Raw genomic sequence first — 22,012 nt, forward strand, 5'->3', positions numbered from 1 at the left:
GTTGCCAGATCACCGAATATTTGGCACAACTTTCGGATGTTCAGCTATACCCCTGAAATAAAATCCTCTCCCGCTTTGAAAATGCGTAAAAAGCCTCAGAAATTTCCTTGTAAAAAATTCCTGCCACAGGCAGGATAAAACGCCTCCGTAGCCCCCGAATTGAGAGGGGATTAAAGGGTTAATGCGAAAATACGCCATGCTGATTGCCACGTCCGCGACAGGTTAAATATAATTCACAATAGTTTAAAAACCGTGAATTATTTTAAATTACGCCTCCGTTATGGCGAATATGATATAAACTTAATTGTCAGTGGTGATAATCATAAAGCTTTGGTTTTTATTTTCTTCTATTTGATGGCGTTTGGTTTAGGACGTATATTGAAAATGAGTGAATTGACTTTATACGCATCACTTTAAGGAGGGCTTTAAACACACAGGGATATTAAAAACCCCTGTTATTAAACGATGAATTAATGAACCGCTGTGCAGCAGGCGATCACTAATTCCATTTTCGGAAAAGTGTTGAATGATGAGTGCCACTGAAATCAATACTTATCCGGGACACCATGAACATGAAGAGGCACTATGAAAAATCGTAAATACCTGACTCCGTCTGAGGTTGAGAAACTGCTTGAGGCTACGTTGCGCGGGAGGCACGCAGAACGGGATTATTGCCTGATCTGGATGTGTTTTATCCACGGTTGCCGGGTCAGTGAAATCAGCAGCTGGCGGCTCTCGGATATCGACATGGAAGGCAATAATATCTACATCCACCGGTTAAAAAATGGCTTCTCTACCGTTCATCCTCTCTATATGCGGGAAAGGAAATCGTTAATGCTCTGGATGAATAAAAGAAAGCAATACCGTGGTGCGGATTCCGACTGGTTGTTTCTTTCTAATCGCGGTTCAAAATTATCACGACAGCGCATTTACTGGTTAATTAGAAATTATAGTCAGGCCGCTAATCTGACTATTAACGCCCATCCGCATATGTTAAGACACGGCTGTGGCTTTGCGCTGGCAGACAGAGGGATTGATACCCGCTTAATTCAGGATTATTTAGGTCATCGTAATATTCAGAACACGGTTTTATATACGGCGAGCAACGCCAAAAGATTTAAAGAAGTCTGGTAGTTAACCTGTAATTAATTGTTTCAATGGAGTCATTTTGAACTAAATTGGAGCATACTCTAATCAGCCGGTAAATTTCTGTCAATACTGAGTGCACCCCTCCGCAGAAGTTTATTAAAATCATATAAAATTCAATTGCTTAAAAGTTAATTTGTTATTTCAGCACACCGGAAGTCTCTCGGTTTTTTCTTATATCCTCTTCGCTTGATTTCTCACGCCATACTCACTCAGCCTGTCAATGCTTTAGTTTAATCTCATAAAATCATCATATAAAAGAATTATATTCTTCACGGAGTTCTATATTTAGCATAAAAAACCAAAGGAGTCACTTTAGTTCAAAATGAATCGTTTGGGTTTCGGGGTTAAACCCGTCCGGCGGCTTATTAAGTGGGGTGGAACCTCATGAACTAAATAAAGGAATGACAGATGGTTTTGTCAAAACTAATTCGGACACCGGGAAAGGTGTTTCGATGTGCATTATGTTAATAGGAAAAATTTCGTGAAAAAGAATCTTCTTGCTGTTGCCCTGGTCGCCTCTTCTGTATTCGCTTCTTCTGCTTTTGCAGCAGATGGCGCCGTTAACTTCACTGGCACTATCACAGATGCGGCTTGTACGATCGATACTGCATCTCAAAACCAGGATGTCTTCCTGGGTAATATCGCCCGTACCGCGTTCCCTGTTGCGGGTTCACTGGCCGCTGCCAAAAAATTCACTTTAGTTCTGACCGACTGCCCTGACACCGTGACCGGTGCGACCGTGCGTTTCGACGGTACTCAGGTTTCTGGTGACAACACCGTGCTGGCGCTGACTGCCGGTGACAGCACTGCTTCAGGCGTAGGTATTCAGATTTCTGACAACCAGAACAAAGTGGTTCCGTTGTACGAAGACTCCTCTGTTTATCCGCTGGTCAGCACCGGTCCTAACAACCTGGACTTCAGCGCCCGTTACATCTCCCTGACTGACTCAGTCACCGTGGGTGATGCAAACGGCGTGACTCAGTTCACCGTGGTTTATCAATAAGCCTTTTGATTCGCTTCAGTTGAATTAAGTCAGACCAGGGGAGTGCATGCCCCTGGTCTATTTGAATGGTTAAGACAGGCAGGGACACCATGAAAACATGGCGCGCTACAGCGGTGGCAGCATTATTAATGACCTTCGGCATGGCCGCACAGGCGGGTGTCGTGGTCGGCGGCACGCGTCTCATTTATGACGGCGGCAAGAAAGAATCCTCCATCAATATCAGTAACCCCGATAAAACGCCTTATCTGATCCAGTCCTGGGTGGATGGCGCTGAAAACGGCAAAACAGCACCGGCTGACAAAGCGCCGTTCATCGTGACGCCACCTTTATTCCGCCTTGACGGTAATCAGCAAAACATTCTGCGCGTAGTGCGTGCGGGCGGTGATTTGCCTGAGACCAAAGAGTCACTGTACTGGCTGAACATCAAATCGATTCCTTCTGCCGAGAAGCGGGAAAACACCCTGCAGATTGCCGTGAAAACGCGCATCAAGCTGATTTTTCGCCCGTCAGGTGTGAAAAGTACGCTGGAAGAGTCCGCAAAAACGCTGACATGGAAACGCACCGGTAACCGCATTCAGGTGACCAATCCGTCGGCGCATTACATCACTTTCTTCAACGTGAAAATCAATGGCAGCGCGATGAAGAACGTCACCATGGTCGCACCGCAGTCTGATGCCACTTTTGACTTACCGGCTGGTGTCACCGGCGGATCACTGAGCTGGCAATTCATCAACGATTACGGCGGCACCAGCAAACCTTTTATTGCCAGTCTCTGATCTGAATTAATGACCAGCAGAAGTCTGTCACGGCGGTAAACAAGGAAGGCGAGGGAGTAGCGCCAGAAATTCTGGCTGCGTTGCAACATGGAATTAACACAATGAAGAACAAAACGAAAAGTCATAATTCGACCGGCTTTACGCGTTCCCGGCTTGCCTGGCTGGTGTCGTGCCAGATAGCAATGTTAATGGGCGGAACGCATCTGGCCAGCGCAGCGGAATATTTCAACCCGGCCTTACTGGAAATCGATAATCCTGCACAGGGAAATGCGGATCTGTCGATTTTCGAAGAGGGGGATTTACAGCCGCCAGGCACTTATCGTGTTGATATTTATCTGAATGGGTCAGAGGTCGATACCCGCGACGTAAAATTTACCCTGACGACGGATGCGGCGGGTAAACAAAGCCTGCAGCCTTGCCTGAGCGGCGAACTGCTGCGGGATATGGGCGTGAAGATTGGCATGTTCCCCGGCATCCAGGCGACAGACGAGTGTGCCAATTTTACCGGTGCGATAGCGCAATCCTCTGCTGCTTTCCGCTTCGATCAGCAACGGCTGGATCTGAGCATTCCCCAGGCGGCGCTGAATTCGCAGGCGCGCGGTTACGTGTCTCCCGATAAATGGGATCCGGGCATTCCTGCGTTGCTGATGAACTACAGCTTCAGCGGCGCGAACACTGAAGCGCGGGAAAACGACACGCGTAACAGCAATACCTATTACCTGAATCTGCGTTCCGGGGCGAATCTGGGTGTCTGGCGTTTGCGTAACTATTCCACCTGGAACCGCGACAGCAAAGGCACTGACCACTGGGATTCCATCAACACCTATTTGCAACGTGATATCCAGACGCTGCGGAGTCAGCTGACGTTAGGCGACAGTAACTCGCCGACCGAAGTGTTCGATACGGTGCCGTTTCGCGGTTTACAGCTGGCCTCCGACGACGACATGTTGCCGGACAGCATGAAAGGCTATTCGCCGGTGGTGCGTGGCATTGCCAACAGTAATGCGCAGGTGACCATCCGCCAGAACGGGTATGTCATCTACCAGAGCTACGTGCCTGCCGGGCCTTTTGCCATTTCAGATCTCTATCCGACAGCGGGCAGCGGCGACCTGAATGTGACGATTAAAGAAGCCGATGGCAGTGAGCGAAACATGGTGGTGCCTTTCGCGTCGGTGCCAGTGCTTCAGCGCGAAGGACATCTGAAATACAGCTTCACCAGCGGTCAGTACCGCTCGTATAACGATAACGTCGAAAAGACGCCATTCACTCAGGGCACCGCGATTTATGGTTTATCGCACGGTGCGACGGTGTATGGCGGCTTGCAGGCGGCCAGCAAATACCAGTCGGTGGCGATGGGGCTGGGTCAAAACCTCGGCAGCATCGGTGCGCTTTCCGCTGAGGTGACGCAGGCCTGGACCAAACAGGAAGACGCGCCAAAAGACAGCGGTCAGTCTTACCGTCTGCGTTACGGCAAAAGCTTTGTTGAGTCAGGCACCAACTTCAGCCTGGCCAGCTACCGCTATTCCACCGCCGGTTTTTACACCTTGCAGGAAGCGCTGGAAAGTTACTCCGGCGGCAGCGGGTATTACAGCGATCATAAGAAAAGCCGCGCTGAACTGACCCTGAGCCAGAACTTGTGGGAAAAGGGCGGTGCGCTTTCGCTGAGTCTGGTGAAAGAAGAATACTGGAATAACAACCGGTCAACTCAGTCGGGCAGCGTGGGTTACAACAACACCTGGGAAGGCATTTCCTGGGGGGTTAACTACACCTATAACCGCAATGGCACGGACAGCAACGGCAACCGGACCTATTACACCGATCAGATTGTGGCCGTCAACATCAGCGTGCCGTTGAGCAAATGGCTGCCGGGCAGTTACGCCACCTATAACCTCAACAGCAGTAAAAACGGTAACACTTCGCATAACGTCGGGTTGAGCGGCACGGCACTGCGTGACGACAATTTGAATTACAACATCAGTCAGGGTTACACCACGCAGGGGCAGGGTGCGAACGGCTATGCCAGCGCCGACTATAAAGGCGGATACGGCGAAGTGAATGCCGGTTACGGCTACGACCGCAGCCAGCGCCGTATGGATTACGGTCTGCAGGGCGGCATTTTACTGCACGAAAATGGCGTCACCTTCTCGCAACCGCTGAGTGAAACGGTGGTGCTGGTGAAAGCGCCGGGCGCCGACGATGTCAGCATCGCCAGCAATACAGGGGTTAAAACCGACTGGCGCGGCTACGCGGTGGTGCCTTACGCCACGGCGTACCGCCGTAACCAGATTTCCCTTGATACCTCAACCTTGCCGGACAACGTCGATATGACACTGACCAGCACCACGGTGATCCCGACGCGTGGCGCGGTGGTGCGTGCAGATTTTGATCCGAACGTCGGGCAGCGTGTGCTGATGACACTGACCCGCGCCAACGGCGAGCCGGTGCCATTTGGTGCCACCGCAGGCGTGAACAACGGGGACAAGGAGAACAGCAGCATTGTCGGGGACGGCGGGCAGGTTTATCTGTCAGGCATGTCCGACAGCGGCACGCTGACAGTGAAATGGGGTAATTCAGCGGCGCAGTCCTGTCAGGTGAACTATCGCCTGCCTGAACAACCGGCCACGTCGGGTATTCAACTTATTAACGGAGACTGCCGGTAAGGCGGAACATGGACATGACCGATCGTATGAATCAATTATCAACAGACGTGACTTCACCACGCCAGCCAATCCTCCGCCACGTGTCCGCGGGTAAGAAGGGCGCATTGTTCGGCCTGATGCTGGCCGGTGGCATGTTGAGCGCTAATGCGCAGGCAGGTGACTGCGCTCCGACGGACGGGACAAAATCCTATACGTTCAACATGAGTTATTTGTTAACCGACCCGACCCAAAACACGGCCGGGAAGATCGTCAACAACGCCTATCAGTGGAACCTCAGCGGTAACTACAATGTGACCTGTTCCTGCACTGGCAGCTACGTCGGGGGTTACGTGACCGCAAAAGTACCGGATACCGGGCTGGCGTACACCGACGGTAACCTGAATTATTACAGTATTAACGAGTTTCTGGCCGTGGCCAGTCAGGTTTATATCGCCGGGGGATTTGGCGACTATAAATCGACGCCGTTCACCAGTGTCAGCAACCAGAATACCGCCACCAGCTGCGCCCGATATCCTTATGCCACCGGCGCACGCGGCACCATTTCACTCTACTTCCGCCGGCCTTTTGTCGGTGTTCAAACCATTCCGCTGACCAAAGTCGTGGATGTGTATATCGCTTCTGATGCGACGACGCAGTCGGCCGTTCCTGTCTCGACCGTCTGGATGAGCGGCACAGTGACGGTGCCACAGTCGTGCGTTATCAATGGCGGTGGCGTGATCACGGTACCGTTTGGCGACATCTTGTCGGGCGATATCGCCACCAAAGGCCAGATGGCGAAAAACTTCTCGCCGAAAAACGTCAATTTCAACGTGGCCTGCACCAATATTTCTGAAGGCGTCAATGTCAGCCTCTCTTTCCAGGGAACGCCGGATGCCAACGATCCGACCGCACTCTCGACGACTAACGCCGATGTGGGCGTCAGGATCCAGGACAGCGCGGGCGCCACCGTGGCACCGCTCAGCGGCCGCTTACCGCTGACGATGGATTACGCCTCTCAGGTGGGCACGTCGCAGATTAACTTATTTCCGATTAACACCAGTGGTAAAGAGCCGGGCACCGGTGATTTCACCGCCACCGCGACTATCCGCGCAGAAATACAGTAATTCCGGGACGTGACCGGTAAGGGAATATCACCATGATGAAAGGCTTAACGGCATTTGTAATCACCAGGGGAAAAGCACCGGCGCTGTTTCTGGCGCTTGGGCTGGGGCTGACGGTCAGCACGCTGTGGCAACCCGCCAGCGCGGACACCATGCTGAATATCACCGGCAATATTAAAGCGTCGCCGTGCACGATCAGCCTGCCTTCCGGCGGAATGAATGTGGATCTGGGGCAGAAGATTCTGGCCTCGTCGATGGCAGAGGCCGGCTCATCATCAGACTGGAAACCTTTCTCGATTGCGCTGACGGCGTGTCCGGCCTCGACCTCCGAAGCCACCATGACCGTGAACGGGACACCGGATGAGACTGAAAGCGACATGTACGCCAACACCGGCAGCGCCACGCAGGTGCAAATTCAGCTACAAACCAGCGACGGTACGGCACTGGGAAACGCGGCGCAGAAAGTTCAGAACATTGACACCGCCACCCGCAGTACCACGTTCGATATGCGTGCCCGTGCGTACAGCGCGCAGGGGAAGGTGACGCCGGGGACGATTGTCGGCAGCGTACAAGTCACGTTTACCTACCAGTAAGCCCGTTGGACGCTCAGCAACTGAGGAAAATAAGGATTTTGTACCGGATTATGTCCCTGTCGGGAATGTGACTGAAAAAACAAGGAAGCTATGATGAACAGTGTCGAAAACCTCACGCCGGGTCATGTTACCCCTGACGCTTTCCGCCCAAATTTACCGGCGGAAGGCGTACTGATTATGGACGCTTGTCCCGTTACTGCTCTGGGCATGAAGCGTGTACTGACCGGTTCCTGCGGCATCACAAAATCCGTCAATTATGTACAACGCCTTGCGGGAATTCCGGCAGCCATTGCCCGCTCACTGCCGGCACTGCTTATCATGGACATCTGCGGCGAAAAGGAATCGGTGCTTGATGGCCTGCGGTTGCTGGCTCATCTGCAAGATTCACATCCGGAGATGAAAATCATCATCTGCACTGATTTCAGCGATCACCGCGTGCTGGAACTGCTGGCGTCCTCTCCGGCCAACGGTGTGTTACTTAAACACGAGCCGGAGCTGGCGCTGGTGCAATGTGTTTTTGACGTGATGGCTGGCGGGGAACAGTGGCTGAGCCCGAAAGCAAAGAGGCTGGTGACGACCACCGCGATGAAAAACCCGGCACTCACCGCCCGTGAACTGGAGGTGCTGACCTGTCTTTTCTCGGGCATGAGCGTTTCGAGCGTCGCACAGACGCTGCATCGCGATATCCGCACGGTGAGCACGCATAAGCGTAATGCGATGATGAAACTGGGTTTTCACAATGACAGTGAACTCTTTGCCCAGGGCACATGGATGGCGAAGATTGGTCCGGCTGCCAGCCATTAATCACGGTGGCAAAAGGGCATCCGCAAATGGAACGGTGCCGGGAAATGACGCCCGGCAGCAAGGAGCAAGAGAGTTATGCATCATACTCATACATCGACCCGCGCCGTGGCGCTGATGGACAGCCAGCCGCTGACGCTCTCCGGGCTGTCATCACTGATCAAGTCCATTGATAGCGGCTGCGATATCCGCGTGAAAGAGACATGTCTGGAGAAAATCTCAGAAGCCCTGATGTATCAGTCCGTGGATATTCTGGTGACGGATCTGCAAAGCGCGCAGGAAAACCTGCACCAGGGGCTGGATATTCTGCTAAATCTCAGTGAGCAATTTCCCCGTCTGAATATGGTGGTCTATACGCTTTGCCATAACGGCAACGAACTGAGAAAGCTGGTAAACCAGCGCAATATCAGTCTGATTGCACGCGGTGAATCGCTGAGTGACACAGAGGATTATTTCAGACAGGCATTTGCCCGAAAACGCGTTTTAAGCCCGCGGATCTGTTGCGACCTGGTACGTCTGACTGAGCAAAATATTCAGGTTTCCGCGCGGATCACGCGAAGCGAAACTGAGGTGCTGCGACATCTTTATAACGGCATGGACCTGCGTGAAATTGCGCAAGCTAAGCAGCTGAGCATCAAAACCATCAGTGCGCACAAATGCAATGCGATGCGTAAGCTGGGAGTGAAAACCGATTCCGAGCTGTTCCTGATGTTGAAAAACATGTGCTAAAAAACAGGTCTTAAAAAAAGTCTTCAAAAAGGCGATGAACAGGCCGTTAAGGGGAGAGGCCGACGGGCGGGGGGAAATGCCCCTTCATAATTAAAGCGGGCATTTCCGTTTGGGGTGCAGATCACTACGGCTAAATATTGATGGCCCTGAACCGTTCTGCATTACTTGCCGTATAAATAACGGTATTTTGAATATTTCTGTGGCCGAGATAATCCTGAATCAGCCGGGTGTCACATCCTTTATCTGCCAGCGCAAACCCGCAGGCATGGCGGAGCATATGAGGATGAACATTGACATTGATACCGGCTTGTTTTCCATAGTTGCGTATTAAACGGTAGATCTGCTGGCGGGAGATCTGACCACCGTGTCGTGAGAGAAATAACCACTCAGTGTCTGAATCAAGATATTGCGAACGGACTTTCAGCCAGTCTTTAATTGCCTTTACCTCGCGGATTTGTAACGGGTGATGAACCGAAAAACCATTTTTCAGCCGGGATATGTGAATTATATTCGTTGCCAGCTCAATGTCGTTTACCCGTAACTTTGTTAATTCACTGACGCGAAGGCCATGAATGAAACACATTAATAACATGCATTTATCTCTGACTGCGTTCTTTCCGACCGCAGTTGCGGCGACCAGTTTCTCAATTTCCAAATGAGTGAGATATTTTCTCCCTGCCATTGTCCTAATCCTTTGAGCAATTCTTTTATTTTACAGGTTGTTGTGCTTCATACGCGATGGTGAGCTATTTAAGCATTAGATTATACATTCAGCAAATGAATTATTCAGACTATGTATTATTCGCCGGCTTATGTAATTAAATTTCGGGATTTAGATCCCAAAAATATAATGTAATAAGGAAATCATTATGCATGAAATTAGTTTTTCTGCCTGCGTTGTTTAATTTAAAAGTTATTTAAACAGGCCCCATAATTAATTGTTTTGTTTATCAATCTTAGAGGATCCCAGGATTATTCCTATTAGGCGTGCCCCGTCTGACTGGCGGGTAAATCATAAGCGTCCGGCGCGATGATATTTTCGTAATTGTCACAAAATAGCCAAATGTAAATTTTACCGGTGACGACTCAGCACCCTACGCTATTTTCACTTTCCTGAACCAGGCACGCCGTCCCGTTTGATTTAGGGAAAAGACCTCAAAACCTCCCTTTGTTCTCCCCATCGAACCTGCTGATGTTTGTCATGCTAAGCCTGAAATTGTGCCTGTCGCGTTTTTATGCGCCGGGTAAATGCTGACAGGAACCGCCGGTGGCTGAAGAAAGCGATCTCGAAAAAAGTGAGGCCCCCACCGCACACAGGCTTGAAAAAGCACGTGAAGAAGGGCAAATCCCGCGCTCGCGCGAACTGACGTCCGTTCTGATGCTCGGCGGCGGTTTAACGTTGCTGTGGATGTCCGGTGAATCGATGGCGCGCCAGCTTGGTGTGATGATTTCTCAGGGGCTGAAATTCGATCACGGCATGGTCAGCGATGACCGTCAGGTTTTGCAGCAGATGGCGACGTTGCTAGGACGTGCGGTCTGGGCGTTACTGCCGGTGATCGGCGGTCTGATTTTGATCGCCCTTGCTGCGCCGTTACTGCTCGGCGGCCTGATGTTCAGCGGTAAATCCTTTGAATTCAAATTCAGCCGGATGGATCCGATTGCCGGTTTTAAACGTTTATTCTCCGGACAGGTGCTGGCCGAACTGCTGAAAGCCATCCTCAAAGCGTTACTGGTGGGCACCGTCGCCGGATTGTATTTGTGGCATAAATGGCCGGACATGATGCGCCTGCTGGCGCAACCGACCATCCCGGCGCTCGGTGAAGCACTGAACATGGTGGTGTTCTGCGGACTGATGGTGGTACTCGGGCTGACGCCGATGGTCGGATTCGACGTGTTCTGGCAAATCTGGAGCAACCTGAAAAAACTGCGCATGAGTAAGCAGGATATCCGCGACGAACATAAAAGTCAGGAAGGCGACCCGCACGTGAAAGGGCGTATCCGTCAGCAGCAACGTGCCATGGCAAAACGCCGCATGATGGCCGATGTGCCGAAAGCTGACGTGATTGTCACCAACCCGACGCACTACGCCGTGGCGTTGCAGTACAGCGAAAACAAAATGAGTGCGCCGAAGGTTCTGGCAAAAGGTGCAGGTGAAGTGGCGCTGCGCATTAAAGAACTCGGTGCCGAACACAAAATCCCGATGCTGGAAGCGCCGCCTCTGGCACGTGCGCTTTACCGGCATAGTGACATTGGTCAGCAGATCCCGGCGGCATTATATGCGGCTGTGGCGGAAGTGCTGGCCTGGGTTTATCAGCTCAAACGCTGGAAGCGTGAAGGTGGTCTGATCCCGAAAAAACCTCAACATTTGCCAGTGCCTGACGGCCTGGATTTTGCAGCAGGAGAGAGTGATACCCATGGCTAATCTGGCCGCGATACTGCGTTTACCCGCCAACTTTAAGTCCGGACAATGGCAGGTGCTGGCAGGCCCCATTCTTATCCTGATCATCCTGTCGATGATGGTGCTGCCGTTGCCACCGTTCATCCTCGACTTGCTGTTTACCTTCAACATTGCACTTTCCATCATGGTGCTGCTGGTGGCGATGTTCACCCAGCGTACGCTGGACTTCGCCGCGTTCCCGACCATTCTGCTGTTTTCCACCTTATTACGTCTGTCGCTGAACGTGGCCTCGACGCGTGTGATCTTAATGGAAGGTCACACCGGCGGTGCGGCAGCAGGACGGGTCATCGAAGCCTTCGGCCACTTCCTGGTCGGCGGTAACTTCGCTATCGGTATTGTGGTGTTTATTATCCTGGTGCTGATCAACTTCATGGTTATCACCAAAGGTGCCGGACGTATCGCCGAAGTGGGTGCGCGTTTCGTGCTCGACGGGATGCCGGGTAAACAGATGGCAATCGACGCGGATCTTAACGCCGGTCTGATTGGTGAAGACGAAGCGAAAAAACGCCGCAGCGACGTGACGCAGGAAGCGGACTTCTACGGTTCGATGGACGGTGCGAGTAAATTCGTGCGCGGTGACGCCGTTGCCGGTCTGATGATCATGATCATTAACGTAGTCGGCGGCCTGCTGGTCGGTGTGCTGCAACACGGAATGGATCTCGGTCATGCGGCGGAAAGCTACACCCTGCTGACCATCGGTGACGGTCTGGTCGCGCAGATCCCTGCGCTGGTTATCTCCACCGCTGCCGGTGTTATCGTCACCCGCGTCGGTACCAACGAAGACGTCGGCGAGCAGATGGTCACTCAGCTGTTCCGCAATCCGCGCGTAATGATGCTGAGCGCCGGTGTTCTGGGCTTGCTCGGTATGGTGCCGGGAATGCCAAACCTGGTGTTTCTGATGTTCACTGCCGGTCTGTTAGCACTGGCGTGGTGGACGCGCGGACAGGAACAGAAAAAACCTCAGGCGAAAGAAGCAGTTCCGGCGGCGGCTGAAAGCGGCAAACAGATGGTGGAAGCCAGCTGGCAGGACGTGCAGCTTGAAGATCCGCTGGGGATGGAAGTCGGTTACCGCCTCATCCCGATGGTGGATTTTGCGCAGAACGGCGAGTTGCTGGGACGTATCCGCAGTATCCGTAAGAAATTCGCGCATGAAATGGGCTATCTGCCGCCGGTCATTCATATCCGTGACAACCTCGAACTGCCGCCTGCGGGCTATCGCATTTTGATGAAAGGCGTGGAAATTGGCACCGGCACCGCACATCCGGGGCGCTGGATGGCAATTAACCCGGGCAGTGCGATTGGCGAACTGCCGGGCGAACCGACGGTGGATCCGGCATTCGGGCTGGCGGCGGTGTGGATTGAACCCGCCATGCGTGAACAGGCACAAATTCAGGGCTTCACCGTGGTGGAAGCCAGTACCGTAGTCGCGACGCACCTCAATCACCTGATCAGCCTGCACGCTAAAGAATTGTTTGGCCGTCAGGAAACGCAGGAACTGATGGAGCGCGTCACCAAAGAAATGCCGAAGCTGACGGAAGATTTCATTCCGGGCGTCATTTCCCTGACCAACATGCATAAAGTGTTGCAGAATCTGCTCTCCGAGCGGGTCTCTATCCGCGACATGCGTACCATCGTCGAAACGCTGGCAGAGTACGCGCCGAATCAGCCGGATCCGAACGAACTGACGTCCGTGGTCCGTGTTGCGCTTGGACGAGCCATCACTCAGCAATGGTTCCCTGGTAATGGCGAAGTGCAGGTCATTGGCCTCGATACCTCGCTGGAACGCCTGCTGTTACAGGCCTTACAAAGCGGGGGAGGCCTCGAGCCGGGGCTGGCAGAACGGTTGCTGACCCAATCCGAAGCCGCGTTACAGCGTCAGGATATGCTCGGCGCACCGCCGGTTCTGCTGGTCAATCATGCGCTGCGTCCGCTGTTGTCGCGCTTCCTGCGCCGTTCGCTGCCAAATATCGTGGTGATGTCGAATCTGGAAATGACCGACAGCCGTCAGATCCGCATGACTGCCACCATCGGCGGGGAATAATATGCGCCGCCTGGTGATGTTGCTGCTGGGAACACTGAGTCTGTCTGCGATGGCCGCGACAGGCTCATGGTCTGACACCCGCCACGGCGTCACGCTGCAAAATCGTGGCGTGATGATGTCCTCGGCGGCACTGGCTGCCACCCGCTCCGCGCCCGTCAGACAGCGGACGTCAGCGACCATCACCAATGTCAGCTGGAAGGTTGAGCTTTTAGGCGCAAGACCGGCGGGCTTGCAGGTGCAGTTGTGTAATACGGTCAATCACTGCGTGATGCTGGATGCTGAAGGTGGAATGACGAAATCCTTTTATGGTCAGGCCGCTATTTCTCCGCTGAGATTCGTGTATTTCGTGCCCGGTTCCGGTGCGCTGAATACGCCGCTGCGGGTGGTGAGCAATCAGGTGATCGTGAACTATCAGTAAAGCAGGGCGCATTGCGGTGCGCCACATATCCCGTTCGTACAATCCTCCATTCCCGGTTCTGTTTTCTTAATCCAACGTCTTAATCTATTTTCCTGAAATACATAGCGTTATTTCATGGTTCTGGCGGTGCCGCCGACACTCTACACTCGAAAAAATTGCTTTTTTCACCTGTGGAGTATGACCTCAATGAAAGTCCGTGTTCCTTCCCTGTTATTTTTGCTCATGATGGCGGTTACCCGCGTGGACGCCGCAACGCCTGCGGATACGCTGGTGGTGGCCGGTTCGCTCGAAGGTATTATCAGCCTGGATCCGGCTGAAAGTTTTGAAACGGTCAGCTCCGGCAATCTGGTCAATCTGTATCAGCAACTGGTGGCGTCTGACCGTCAGCATCCTGATAAGCTGGATCCTGATGCTGCCGCCAGCTGGCAGCCGGGGCCGGACGGACACAGCCTGATCTTTACCCTCAAGCCCGGCCAGAAATTTGCCAGCGGCAATCCGCTGACGGCAGACGACGTGATTTACTCGTTTACCCGCGTGGTCAAACTCAATAAAAGCCCGTCATTTATTTTGGGGGAACTGGGCTGGACGCCGGAGAACGTCGACGGCAATCTGAAAAAACTGAGCGACGATAAAGTGCAGCTCAGCTGGCCTGCCGATATTGGCAGCGGGTTAGTGCTGAGTATCTTATCCGCGCCTGTCGCCGGTATCGTGGACAGTAAACTGCTGAAAGAACATGCCGAACAGAACGATTTCGGCAACAGCTGGCTGCGTTCGCGTTCAGCAGGCAGCGGTCCGTTTGAGGTGCGTAACTATGTGCCTCATGAGGCGTTAATCCTCAAGCGAAATCAGAACGCGAAGCCTTTAGCTAAACTGGAAAACGTGCTGTTTAAAAACGTCGGCGACCCGTCCACCCGCCGGTTGCTGGTGCTGAACGGAGATGCGGACGTCGCGTATGATCTGGGTGCAGACCAGTTCAGCTCGCTGCAAAAAGAGAAGGGCGTGCATGTCGCGCAGTTCCCGGCGGCGAAAGTGTTCTATCTGGCGTTTAACGTCGGCGATACCACACAACCAGCGCTGGCAAATCCGGCATTGTGGGAAGCCGCCCGCTGGCTGGTGGATTATCAGGGGATTTCGACTGACCTGCTCAAAGGCCAGTACGGTATTCATCAGACCTTCCTGCCAGACGGTCTGGCGGGTGCCATTGATGACCAGCCATTCAAATATGATGTGGCGAAAGCCAAAGCCATTCTCAGCAAAGGCGGTATCGCGCCGGGCACTAAAATCGATTTAATCGTCATTAACCAGCCGCCATATTCTGATATCGCGCAGGCATTGCAGGCCAGTTTTGCCAAAGCCGACATCAATTTAGTGGTACATCCGCTGGTAGAAAGCGACGTGCTGACCCGTATGCGGGCGCACAAATTCCAGTCCATCTTCACCTACTGGGGCGCGGATTATCTCGATCCGAATACCAATGCCAGCACCTTTGCGTATAACGTGCCGAATGGCCCGAAAACGCTGGCTCAGCGTATTCAGTGGGTGATCCCGGAAATCAGCAAGCAGACACGCGCTGCTGCGGCAGAATCTGACCCGGAAAAACGCAAAGCGCTGTATGCCGATTTACAGCGTGAGCTGCAAAAAAGTTCACCGTTCGTGGTGGCGTTGCAGAGCAAATTGCTGGTGGCAATCCGTGACAACGTGAAGGGCGCGAGTCAGAACGTGGCGGGCAGTCAGCTGTATCTTGATACGGTGAGCAAGGAGTAAATATCCGGTTATCTGTTGCTGTTTCATTGGATATTTTACCGGTCGGACTGATCGAGCGCCTTTCGGTTTACACCATTACCGGCTGGCAAATTGCCGCCGAAACAGGGCTCAAAACGCAGTTGCGGTACTAAAAAACCGTGCTCCTGCCGCAATAATCAGCGGAAGGAGCACGTCAGTTTTTCCTGATGTTTTACCCGTGGTTAGCCGATGGTCATCAGGCTCGCATTTCCGCCCGCCGCCGCCGTGTTCACACTTAATGAACGCTCATGCAGCAGACGTTCCAGCAGGATGTTGTCTTCCCCACGCGCAAAACCCTGCACCGAGATAATCGGCCCGGAACGCTGGGCGATAGTCTGACACAGTTCGCGCAGCTGATCGGCGTCACCGTGATAAATCACCGCATCAAACACCAGCGCGTCGTTCTGCCAGTCTTTGGTGAAATCAACGCGTTCCTGCACGGCTTTCGGCAGGGTATTGAACAGGTCGCGTTGCAGCGGTGCATCCGGCCACAGAATGCGGCAACCGGTAGCAGTTACTGCCGCCAGCTGGGTCAGCGCATCTTCCTGATTATCGGCCAGCGCCAGAACACGTTCACGCGGCAGCAATGCGTAAGTGTTGCGTTCGCCGGTCGGCCCCGGCAGGGTGCGCAATGTGCCGCCCTGACTGGTCTGCGCGAACCGCTCGCAAACTGCCACTAACTCCTCGCGGTGTTTCTGCTCCGTTGCCCATTGTTGCAGGGCACGGTGCGGTGCCAGCAACGCTTCACGTACGGACGTATCCAGCGGCAGCTCTCTGTCCTGACGCAGCAACGTTTGCTGCACGGCATCCTGCGGACGGCTGCTCAGCAGGCGATACAGATACAGCGGCCCCCCGGCTTTCGGGCCGGTGCCCGACAATCCTTCGCCACCGAACGGCTGCACGCCAACCACTGCGCCGACCATATTGCGGTTCACGTACATATTGCCGACGTGCGCCTGCTGCGTGACACGATGAATGGTTTCATCGATGCGGGTATGAATACCCAGCGTCAGGCCGTAACCGGCCGCATTAATCTGACCGATCAGCTTATCCAGATCCTGACGGGCATAACGCACCACGTGCAGTACCGGTCCGAAAATCTCTTTCTTCATCTCATCGAAACTTTCCAGCTCGATAAGCGTAGGTTTCACAAAGGTGCCGTGCGGCCATTCCTGCTGATCGGCGGCAAATTCCTGCGCCGCCTGATACACGGTGCGGCCTTTGGCGCGCATCGCATCGATGTGTTTTTCGATACCCGCTTTGGCTTCGGCGTCGATCACCGGCCCGATATCGGTACACAGACGTTCCGGATTACCCATGCGGCATTCCGCCATCGCACCGCGCAGCATTTGCAGCGTGTGATCGGCTACGTCGTCCTGAATACACAATACGCGCAGGGCGGAACAACGCTGACCGGCACTGTCGAATGCCGAGGCAACCACATCCGTCACCACCTGTTCGGTCAGTGCGGAGGAGTCGACAATCATTGCATTCAGACCACCAGTTTCGGCGATAAGCGGCGTCGGACGCCCCTGCGGATCAAGACGACCGGCAATGTTGCGTTGCAGGATACCTGCGACATCTGTCGAGCCGGTAAACAGCACGCCGCGCACGCGTTCGTCATTCACCAGTTGCGAACCGACGGTTTCACCCTGACCCGGCAGCAGTTGCAGTACGCCAGCCGGAACCCCGGCTTCATGCAGAATGCCCACGGCTAATGCAGCAATCAGCGGCGTCTGTTCCGCCGGTTTCGCCAGCACGCTGTTACCGGCAGCAAGTGCCGCCGCAATCTGACCGGTGAAAATGGCCAGCGGGAAGTTCCACGGGCTGATACACACGACGGGGCCCAGCGGACGGTGGGTGTCGTTAGCGAAATCTTCACGGATCTGACCGGCGTAATAATGCAGGAAGTCCACGGCTTCACGCACTTCGGCGATGGCGTTATTAAAGGTCTTTCCGGCCTCACGCACCAGCACGCCAAGCAGGTTTTGCAGCTGAGCTTCCATCAGTTCTGCACCGCGTTGCAGGATTGCGGCACGCTCTTCGGGAGGCGTCGCAAACCAGATGGCACCGGCGGCGGCAGAAGCGTCCAGCGCACGGCTGATTTCGGCCTCCGTTGCTTCGCGCACGTACCCGACGATGTCGCTGTTTTGCGCCGGGTTGCGCACCGGCAGGAACTCGCCGTCGTCAGTTTGTGCATCAATAATCGGCTGGGCTTTTACCGGATGGCTGGCGCTTTGCAGCAGAGCGCTGGAAAGGGAAGCCAGACGGTGCTCGCTGGACATATCCAGACCGGCGGAATTCACGCGTGCTGTACCATAAGAGCTGCCGTAAAGATTACGCGGCAGGGGAATACGCGGGTGCGGCAATCCGACCTGACCTTCGCTGGCGGCCAGCGCTTCAACGGCCAGCACCGGATCGGCAACCAGTTCTTCAATCGGCAATGTGGCATCGGCAATACGGTTAACGAATGAAGTGTTCGCGCCGTTTTCCAGCAGACGACGCACCAGATAGGCCAGCAGCGTTTCATGTGTGCCGACCGGTGCATAAATACGGCAAGGGCGGTTCAGTTTGCCCTCGGAAATCTTACCCACAACCTGCTCGTACAGCGGTTCACCCATGCCGTGCAGGCACTGGAATTCATACTGACCCGGATAATAGTTGTTACCCGCCAGCTGATAAATAGCCGCCACGGTGTGGGCGTTGTGCGTCGCAAACTGCGGATAAATCAGGTTTGGCACCGCCAGCAATTTGCGGGCGCAGGCCAGATAAGAAACGTCGGTGTAAACCTTGCGGGTATAGACCGGATAATCTTCCAGACCTTCAACCTGCGCACGCTTGATTTCGCTGTCCCAGTACGCGCCCTTAACCAGACGGATCATCAGGCGACGACGGCTGCGTTGTGCCAGATTGGTCAGATAATCAATCACCATCGGGCAGCGTTTCTGATAAGCCTGGATCACAAAGCCGATGCCGTTCCAGCCCGCCAGCTCCGGTTCGAAGCAGAGTTTTTCCAGCAGATCGAGGGAGATTTCCAGACGGTCTGCTTCTTCGGCGTCAATGTTAATGCCGATGTCGTAACTGCGCGCCAGCAAGGTCAGGGAAAGCAGGCGCGGGTATAACTCTTCCATCACTCGTTCATACTGCGCGCGGCTGTAACGCGGATGCAGGGCGGAAAGTTTGATGGAAATTCCGGGGCCTTCATAAATACCGCGACCGTTAGAGGCTTTACCGATGGCATTAATGGCCTGCTGATAAGACTGCAAATACGCCTGCGCATCTTTTTCCGTCAGCGCGGCTTCACCCAGCATATCGTAGGAATAACGGAAGCCTTTCTCTTCGTGTTTGCGGGCATTGGCCAGCGCTTCGGCGATGGTTTCACCGGTCACGAACTGTTCGCCCATCAGACGCATCGCCATATCTACGCCTTTGCGGATCAGCGGTTCACCACTTTTACCGATAATGCGGTTGAGGGATGTCGACAGGCTGGCTTCGTTATGTGTCGCCACCAGTTTACCGGTGAACAGCAAACCCCAGGTGGCGGCGTTGACGAACAACGACGGGCTGCGGCCCAGATGAGAATGCCAGTTGCCATTGCTGATTTTGTCGCGGATTAACGCGTCACGCGTTGGTTTGTCCGGAATACGCAATAAGGCTTCGGCGAGACACATCAGCGCCACGCCTTCCTGAGAAGACAGGGAGAATTCCTGCAACAGGCTTTGCACCATCCCGGCGCGACCGTTTGCACTCTTCTGGTTACGCAGTTTTGTGGCGATGTCGGCGGCCAGTTTCAGCGCAGCGTCGCCAAGCGGGGCAGGTAAACGGGCCTGCTCCAGCAGCATAGAAACCGCTTCAGGCTCGGGACGACGATAGGCGGCGGTAATGGCGGAACGGCTGACCGACTGCGGTAAAATCTGCTCGGCAAAATCAAGGAACGGCTGATGCGTTTCCTGAACCGCCGGTAAGGCAGCCTCGTCGCTTTCGCCGGCAGTTGCGCCGTTCAGCGCCGGGATCTCCGGCAAAGCATCACCATTTTCCAGACGTTCCAGATAAGAAAAAATCGACTGCTTAATCAGCCAGTGCGGCGTGCGGTCAATTTTAAGCGCCGCCTCTTTTAGCCTGTCGCGTGTGCTCTCGTCCAGCTTCACGCCCATCGTTGTCATACCCATGCGCAACCACTCCATATGAAAAGGTTCAGGTGAATTCATTATCTTTATGGCAAGCAATATCTTCTATGTTGCAACCTTGTGCAACCCTGTTAATGCACGAAGTATGCCTGATGTGATTTATTTGGCATTTTTAACAAAATGCGGCGTCTGGAAAAGCCTGTCTGACTGATATCACTCTAAACAGAAGGGGCGCAGCTGGTGCAACTTACGCAGTTGCAACGTGCAACCCGGATACAAAATAACTGTGATGGAGAGTGAATTTTAAGTATCGAAATTGTTAAAACAATTGAAAAGTCGTTGCCGCTGAACCAGTATCCGGCACGACAGGATTTTTGAATAACAACCCTACTTAAGACGCTGACTAATGACGCGTAACGATAAAAATATGGAGAGTAATGCTGAAACCTTTGCCGGTTTCAGCCATCATCTCGCCCCGGCAGGCTTTTGACCGTCTTTCCTAAGAAAGGCGTCAGGACAGACAGGTGCCGGACAACATCGCAAATAAGAAGAAAGTGGAGAATGGAATGACAATGAACACACCGATGCTGGTGACGTTTTGTGTTTATATTTTCGGGATGATTTTGATAGGGCTCATCGCGTATTTACGAACCAAAAACTTTGATGATTATATTCTGGGTGGACGCAGTTTAGGCAGCGTGGTGACCGCGCTTTCAGCCGGGGCTTCTGATATGAGCGGCTGGCTGTTAATGGGGTTACCGGGCGCGATTTTTATTTCCGGAATTTCTGAAAGCTGGATTGCGATTGGCCTGACGATCGGCGCGTATCTGAACTGGAAACTGGTGGCGGGGCGCTTACGTGTGCATACCGAAGCCAACAACAACGCGCTGACGCTGCCGGATTACTTCACCCATCGTTTTGAAGATTCCAGCAAGCTGCTGCGTATTATCTCGGCAATCGTGATTTTGGTGTTCTTCACCATTTATTGCGCTTCCGGCATCGTGGCCGGTGCGCGTCTGTTTGAAAGCACCTTTGGCATGACGTATCAGACGGCGCTGTGGGCCGGTGCGGCAGCGACCATCATTTATACCTTTATCGGCGGTTTTCTGGCGGTCAGCTGGACAGATACCGTGCAGGCCAGCCTGATGATTTTCGCGCTGATCCTCACGCCGGTGATCGTTATCCTCGCCGTGGGCGGTATTGATACCTCAATGATGGTGATTCAGGCTAAAAACCCTGAGTACACCGATATGTTTAAAGGCATGAATCTGGTGGCGATTTTGTCACTGCTGGGCTGGGGACTGGGCTATTTTGGTCAGCCGCACATTCTGGCGCGTTTCATGGCCGCCGATTCTCATCACACTATCCGCAGCGCACGCCGTATCAGCATGACCTGGATGATCTTGTGTCTGGCCGGCACCATCGCAGTGGGCTTCTTCGGGATTGCATACTTCAGCAATAATCCGGGTGAAGCGGGCAACGTGACCCAAAACGGTGAGCGCGTATTCATCGAACTGGCGAAAATCCTGTTCAACCCGTGGATCGCCGGTATCTTGCTGTCCGCCATTCTGGCGGCGGTGATGAGCACCCTGAGCTGCCAGCTGCTGGTGTGTTCCAGTGCGATCACAGAAGACTTGTACAAAGCGTTCCTGCGTAAAGGCGCGAGTCAGCGTGAACTGGTCTGGATTGGTCGTCTGATGGTGCTGGTGGTTGCGCTGGTAGCGATTGCGCTGGCAGCCAATCCTGAAAACCGGGTGCTGGGTCTGGTGAGTTACGCGTGGGCTGGTTTCGGTGCGGCGTTTGGTCCGGTTATCCTGATTTCGGTGATGTGGAAACGTATGACGCGTAACGGCGCACTCGCGGGCATGATCGTCGGTGCGGTCACGGTTATCTTGTGGAAACAATATGGCTGGACTGAACTGTATGAAATCATTCCGGGCTTTATCTTCGCCTCGCTGGCTATCTGGATTGTCAGCCTGATGGGACGCAAACCTTCTGCTGCGGTGGAAGAGCGTTTCACGACGGCGGAAGCAGAATACAACACCATTTAACACGCGGGCTTTATAGCCGTAACACATTTTGCCGTAACGATTTTTTAGCCGTTACAACAATGCCGAACGGGGTCGTCTGACCCCGTTTCTCAGACTCTCCCGCCACACTTTTCCCCATACTTCTCACCACGTGTTTCACCAGGCGTTTCATTAAAGAAAGTCCCGCTCTGTCATTTCATGCGCATTTCCTCGGACGCCTGCAAAAAAGGGTCGGTTACCTCTTGTATTTCTTTTGGCAAGAATGATAATCACTATCGTTTCTTTTTACTTTTCTTTACAGAGCCCTTACAGTTTTTGCCGATTCATGGGGTCAGGAGTTATCGC

The 22,012-nt window shown here is 53.6% G+C and carries 15 protein-coding genes; 13 read left to right on the top strand and 2 right to left on the bottom strand.

What is annotated here, in order from left to right:
* Positions 1-585 precede the first annotated feature (585 nt).
* The 8 genes from ACJY2G_RS10665 (at position 586) to ACJY2G_RS10700 (ending at position 8,811) form a co-directional block, all read left to right on the top strand.
* Positions 586-1,134, top strand: a complete 549-nt coding sequence (locus ACJY2G_RS10665) for a tyrosine-type DNA invertase (protein WP_095922315.1) — start codon at positions 586-588, stop codon at positions 1,132-1,134.
* 496 nt (positions 1,135-1,630) lie between these two features.
* Entirely contained in the window at positions 1,631-2,152 is a 522-nt protein-coding gene (locus tag ACJY2G_RS10670; RefSeq protein ID WP_112287866.1) for a fimbrial protein, read from the top strand.
* An 89-nt stretch (positions 2,153-2,241) separates the two neighbouring features.
* Complete coding sequence (locus ACJY2G_RS10675) at positions 2,242-2,928, top strand: fimbrial biogenesis chaperone (RefSeq protein ID WP_112287867.1); 687 nt, start codon at positions 2,242-2,244, stop codon at positions 2,926-2,928.
* A gap of 101 nt (positions 2,929-3,029) precedes the next feature.
* Positions 3,030-5,588, top strand: a complete 2,559-nt coding sequence (locus ACJY2G_RS10680) for a fimbria/pilus outer membrane usher protein (RefSeq protein ID WP_439291701.1) — start codon at positions 3,030-3,032, stop codon at positions 5,586-5,588.
* Positions 5,589-5,602: 14 nt separating this feature from the next.
* Positions 5,603-6,691 carry a fimbrial protein gene (locus ACJY2G_RS10685; protein ID WP_430319693.1) on the top strand — a complete coding sequence of 363 codons (1,089 nt, stop codon included), beginning with the start codon at positions 5,603-5,605 and terminating at the stop codon, positions 6,689-6,691.
* 32 nt (positions 6,692-6,723) lie between these two features.
* Complete coding sequence (locus tag ACJY2G_RS10690) at positions 6,724-7,281, top strand: fimbrial protein (protein ID WP_430319692.1); 558 nt, start codon at positions 6,724-6,726, stop codon at positions 7,279-7,281.
* Between the two features lie 90 nt (positions 7,282-7,371).
* Positions 7,372-8,085: a response regulator transcription factor gene (locus tag ACJY2G_RS10695; RefSeq protein ID WP_232829840.1), complete on the top strand. Its 714-nt coding sequence runs from the start codon at positions 7,372-7,374 to the stop codon at positions 8,083-8,085.
* A gap of 75 nt (positions 8,086-8,160) precedes the next feature.
* Positions 8,161-8,811, top strand: a complete 651-nt coding sequence (locus tag ACJY2G_RS10700; protein ID WP_112287873.1) for a helix-turn-helix transcriptional regulator — start codon at positions 8,161-8,163, stop codon at positions 8,809-8,811.
* A 130-nt stretch (positions 8,812-8,941) separates the two neighbouring features.
* Here ACJY2G_RS10700 and ACJY2G_RS10705 read toward each other — a convergent pair whose 3' ends face one another.
* Positions 8,942-9,493: a tyrosine-type DNA invertase gene (locus ACJY2G_RS10705; protein WP_112287875.1), complete on the bottom strand. Its 552-nt coding sequence runs from the start codon at positions 9,491-9,493 to the stop codon at positions 8,942-8,944.
* 585 nt (positions 9,494-10,078) lie between these two features.
* Here ACJY2G_RS10705 and flhB point away from each other — a divergent pair.
* The 4 genes from flhB (at position 10,079) to ACJY2G_RS10725 (ending at position 15,492) form a co-directional block, all read left to right on the top strand.
* Positions 10,079-11,233 carry a flagellar biosynthesis protein FlhB gene (gene flhB, locus ACJY2G_RS10710; protein WP_120162748.1) on the top strand — a complete coding sequence of 385 codons (1,155 nt, stop codon included), beginning with the start codon at positions 10,079-10,081 and terminating at the stop codon, positions 11,231-11,233.
* On the top strand, positions 11,226-13,310 hold the full coding sequence (gene flhA / locus ACJY2G_RS10715; protein ID WP_439291702.1) for a flagellar biosynthesis protein FlhA: 2,085 nt from the start codon (positions 11,226-11,228) through the stop codon (positions 13,308-13,310). The genes flhB and flhA overlap by 8 nt, the downstream gene beginning before the upstream one ends.
* 1 nt (position 13,311) lies before the next feature.
* Positions 13,312-13,728, top strand: coding sequence for a flagellar protein FlhE (locus tag ACJY2G_RS10720; RefSeq protein WP_430319690.1), 417 nt, complete (start codon positions 13,312-13,314; stop codon positions 13,726-13,728).
* Between the two features lie 186 nt (positions 13,729-13,914).
* The gene (locus ACJY2G_RS10725; protein WP_217173205.1) at positions 13,915-15,492 is read left to right on the top strand and encodes an ABC transporter substrate-binding protein; all 1,578 of its coding nucleotides are present in this window, start codon (positions 13,915-13,917) and stop codon (positions 15,490-15,492) included.
* 200 nt (positions 15,493-15,692) lie between these two features.
* Here the strand turns inward: ACJY2G_RS10725 and putA are convergent, their stop codons facing one another.
* Positions 15,693-19,679 carry a trifunctional transcriptional regulator/proline dehydrogenase/L-glutamate gamma-semialdehyde dehydrogenase gene (putA, locus tag ACJY2G_RS10730; RefSeq protein ID WP_439291703.1) on the bottom strand — a complete coding sequence of 1,329 codons (3,987 nt, stop codon included), beginning with the start codon at positions 19,677-19,679 and terminating at the stop codon, positions 15,693-15,695.
* Positions 19,680-20,203: 524 nt separating this feature from the next.
* On the opposite strand from putA, the gene putP reads away from it, so the two are divergent.
* Complete coding sequence (putP, locus tag ACJY2G_RS10735) at positions 20,204-21,688, top strand: sodium/proline symporter PutP (protein WP_439291704.1); 1,485 nt, start codon at positions 20,204-20,206, stop codon at positions 21,686-21,688.
* Positions 21,689-22,012: the final 324 nt, after the last annotated feature.

The organism is Rahnella sp. ATs2, assembly GCF_051851855.1.
GTDB lineage: Bacteria > Pseudomonadota > Gammaproteobacteria > Enterobacterales > Enterobacteriaceae > Rahnella > Rahnella variigena.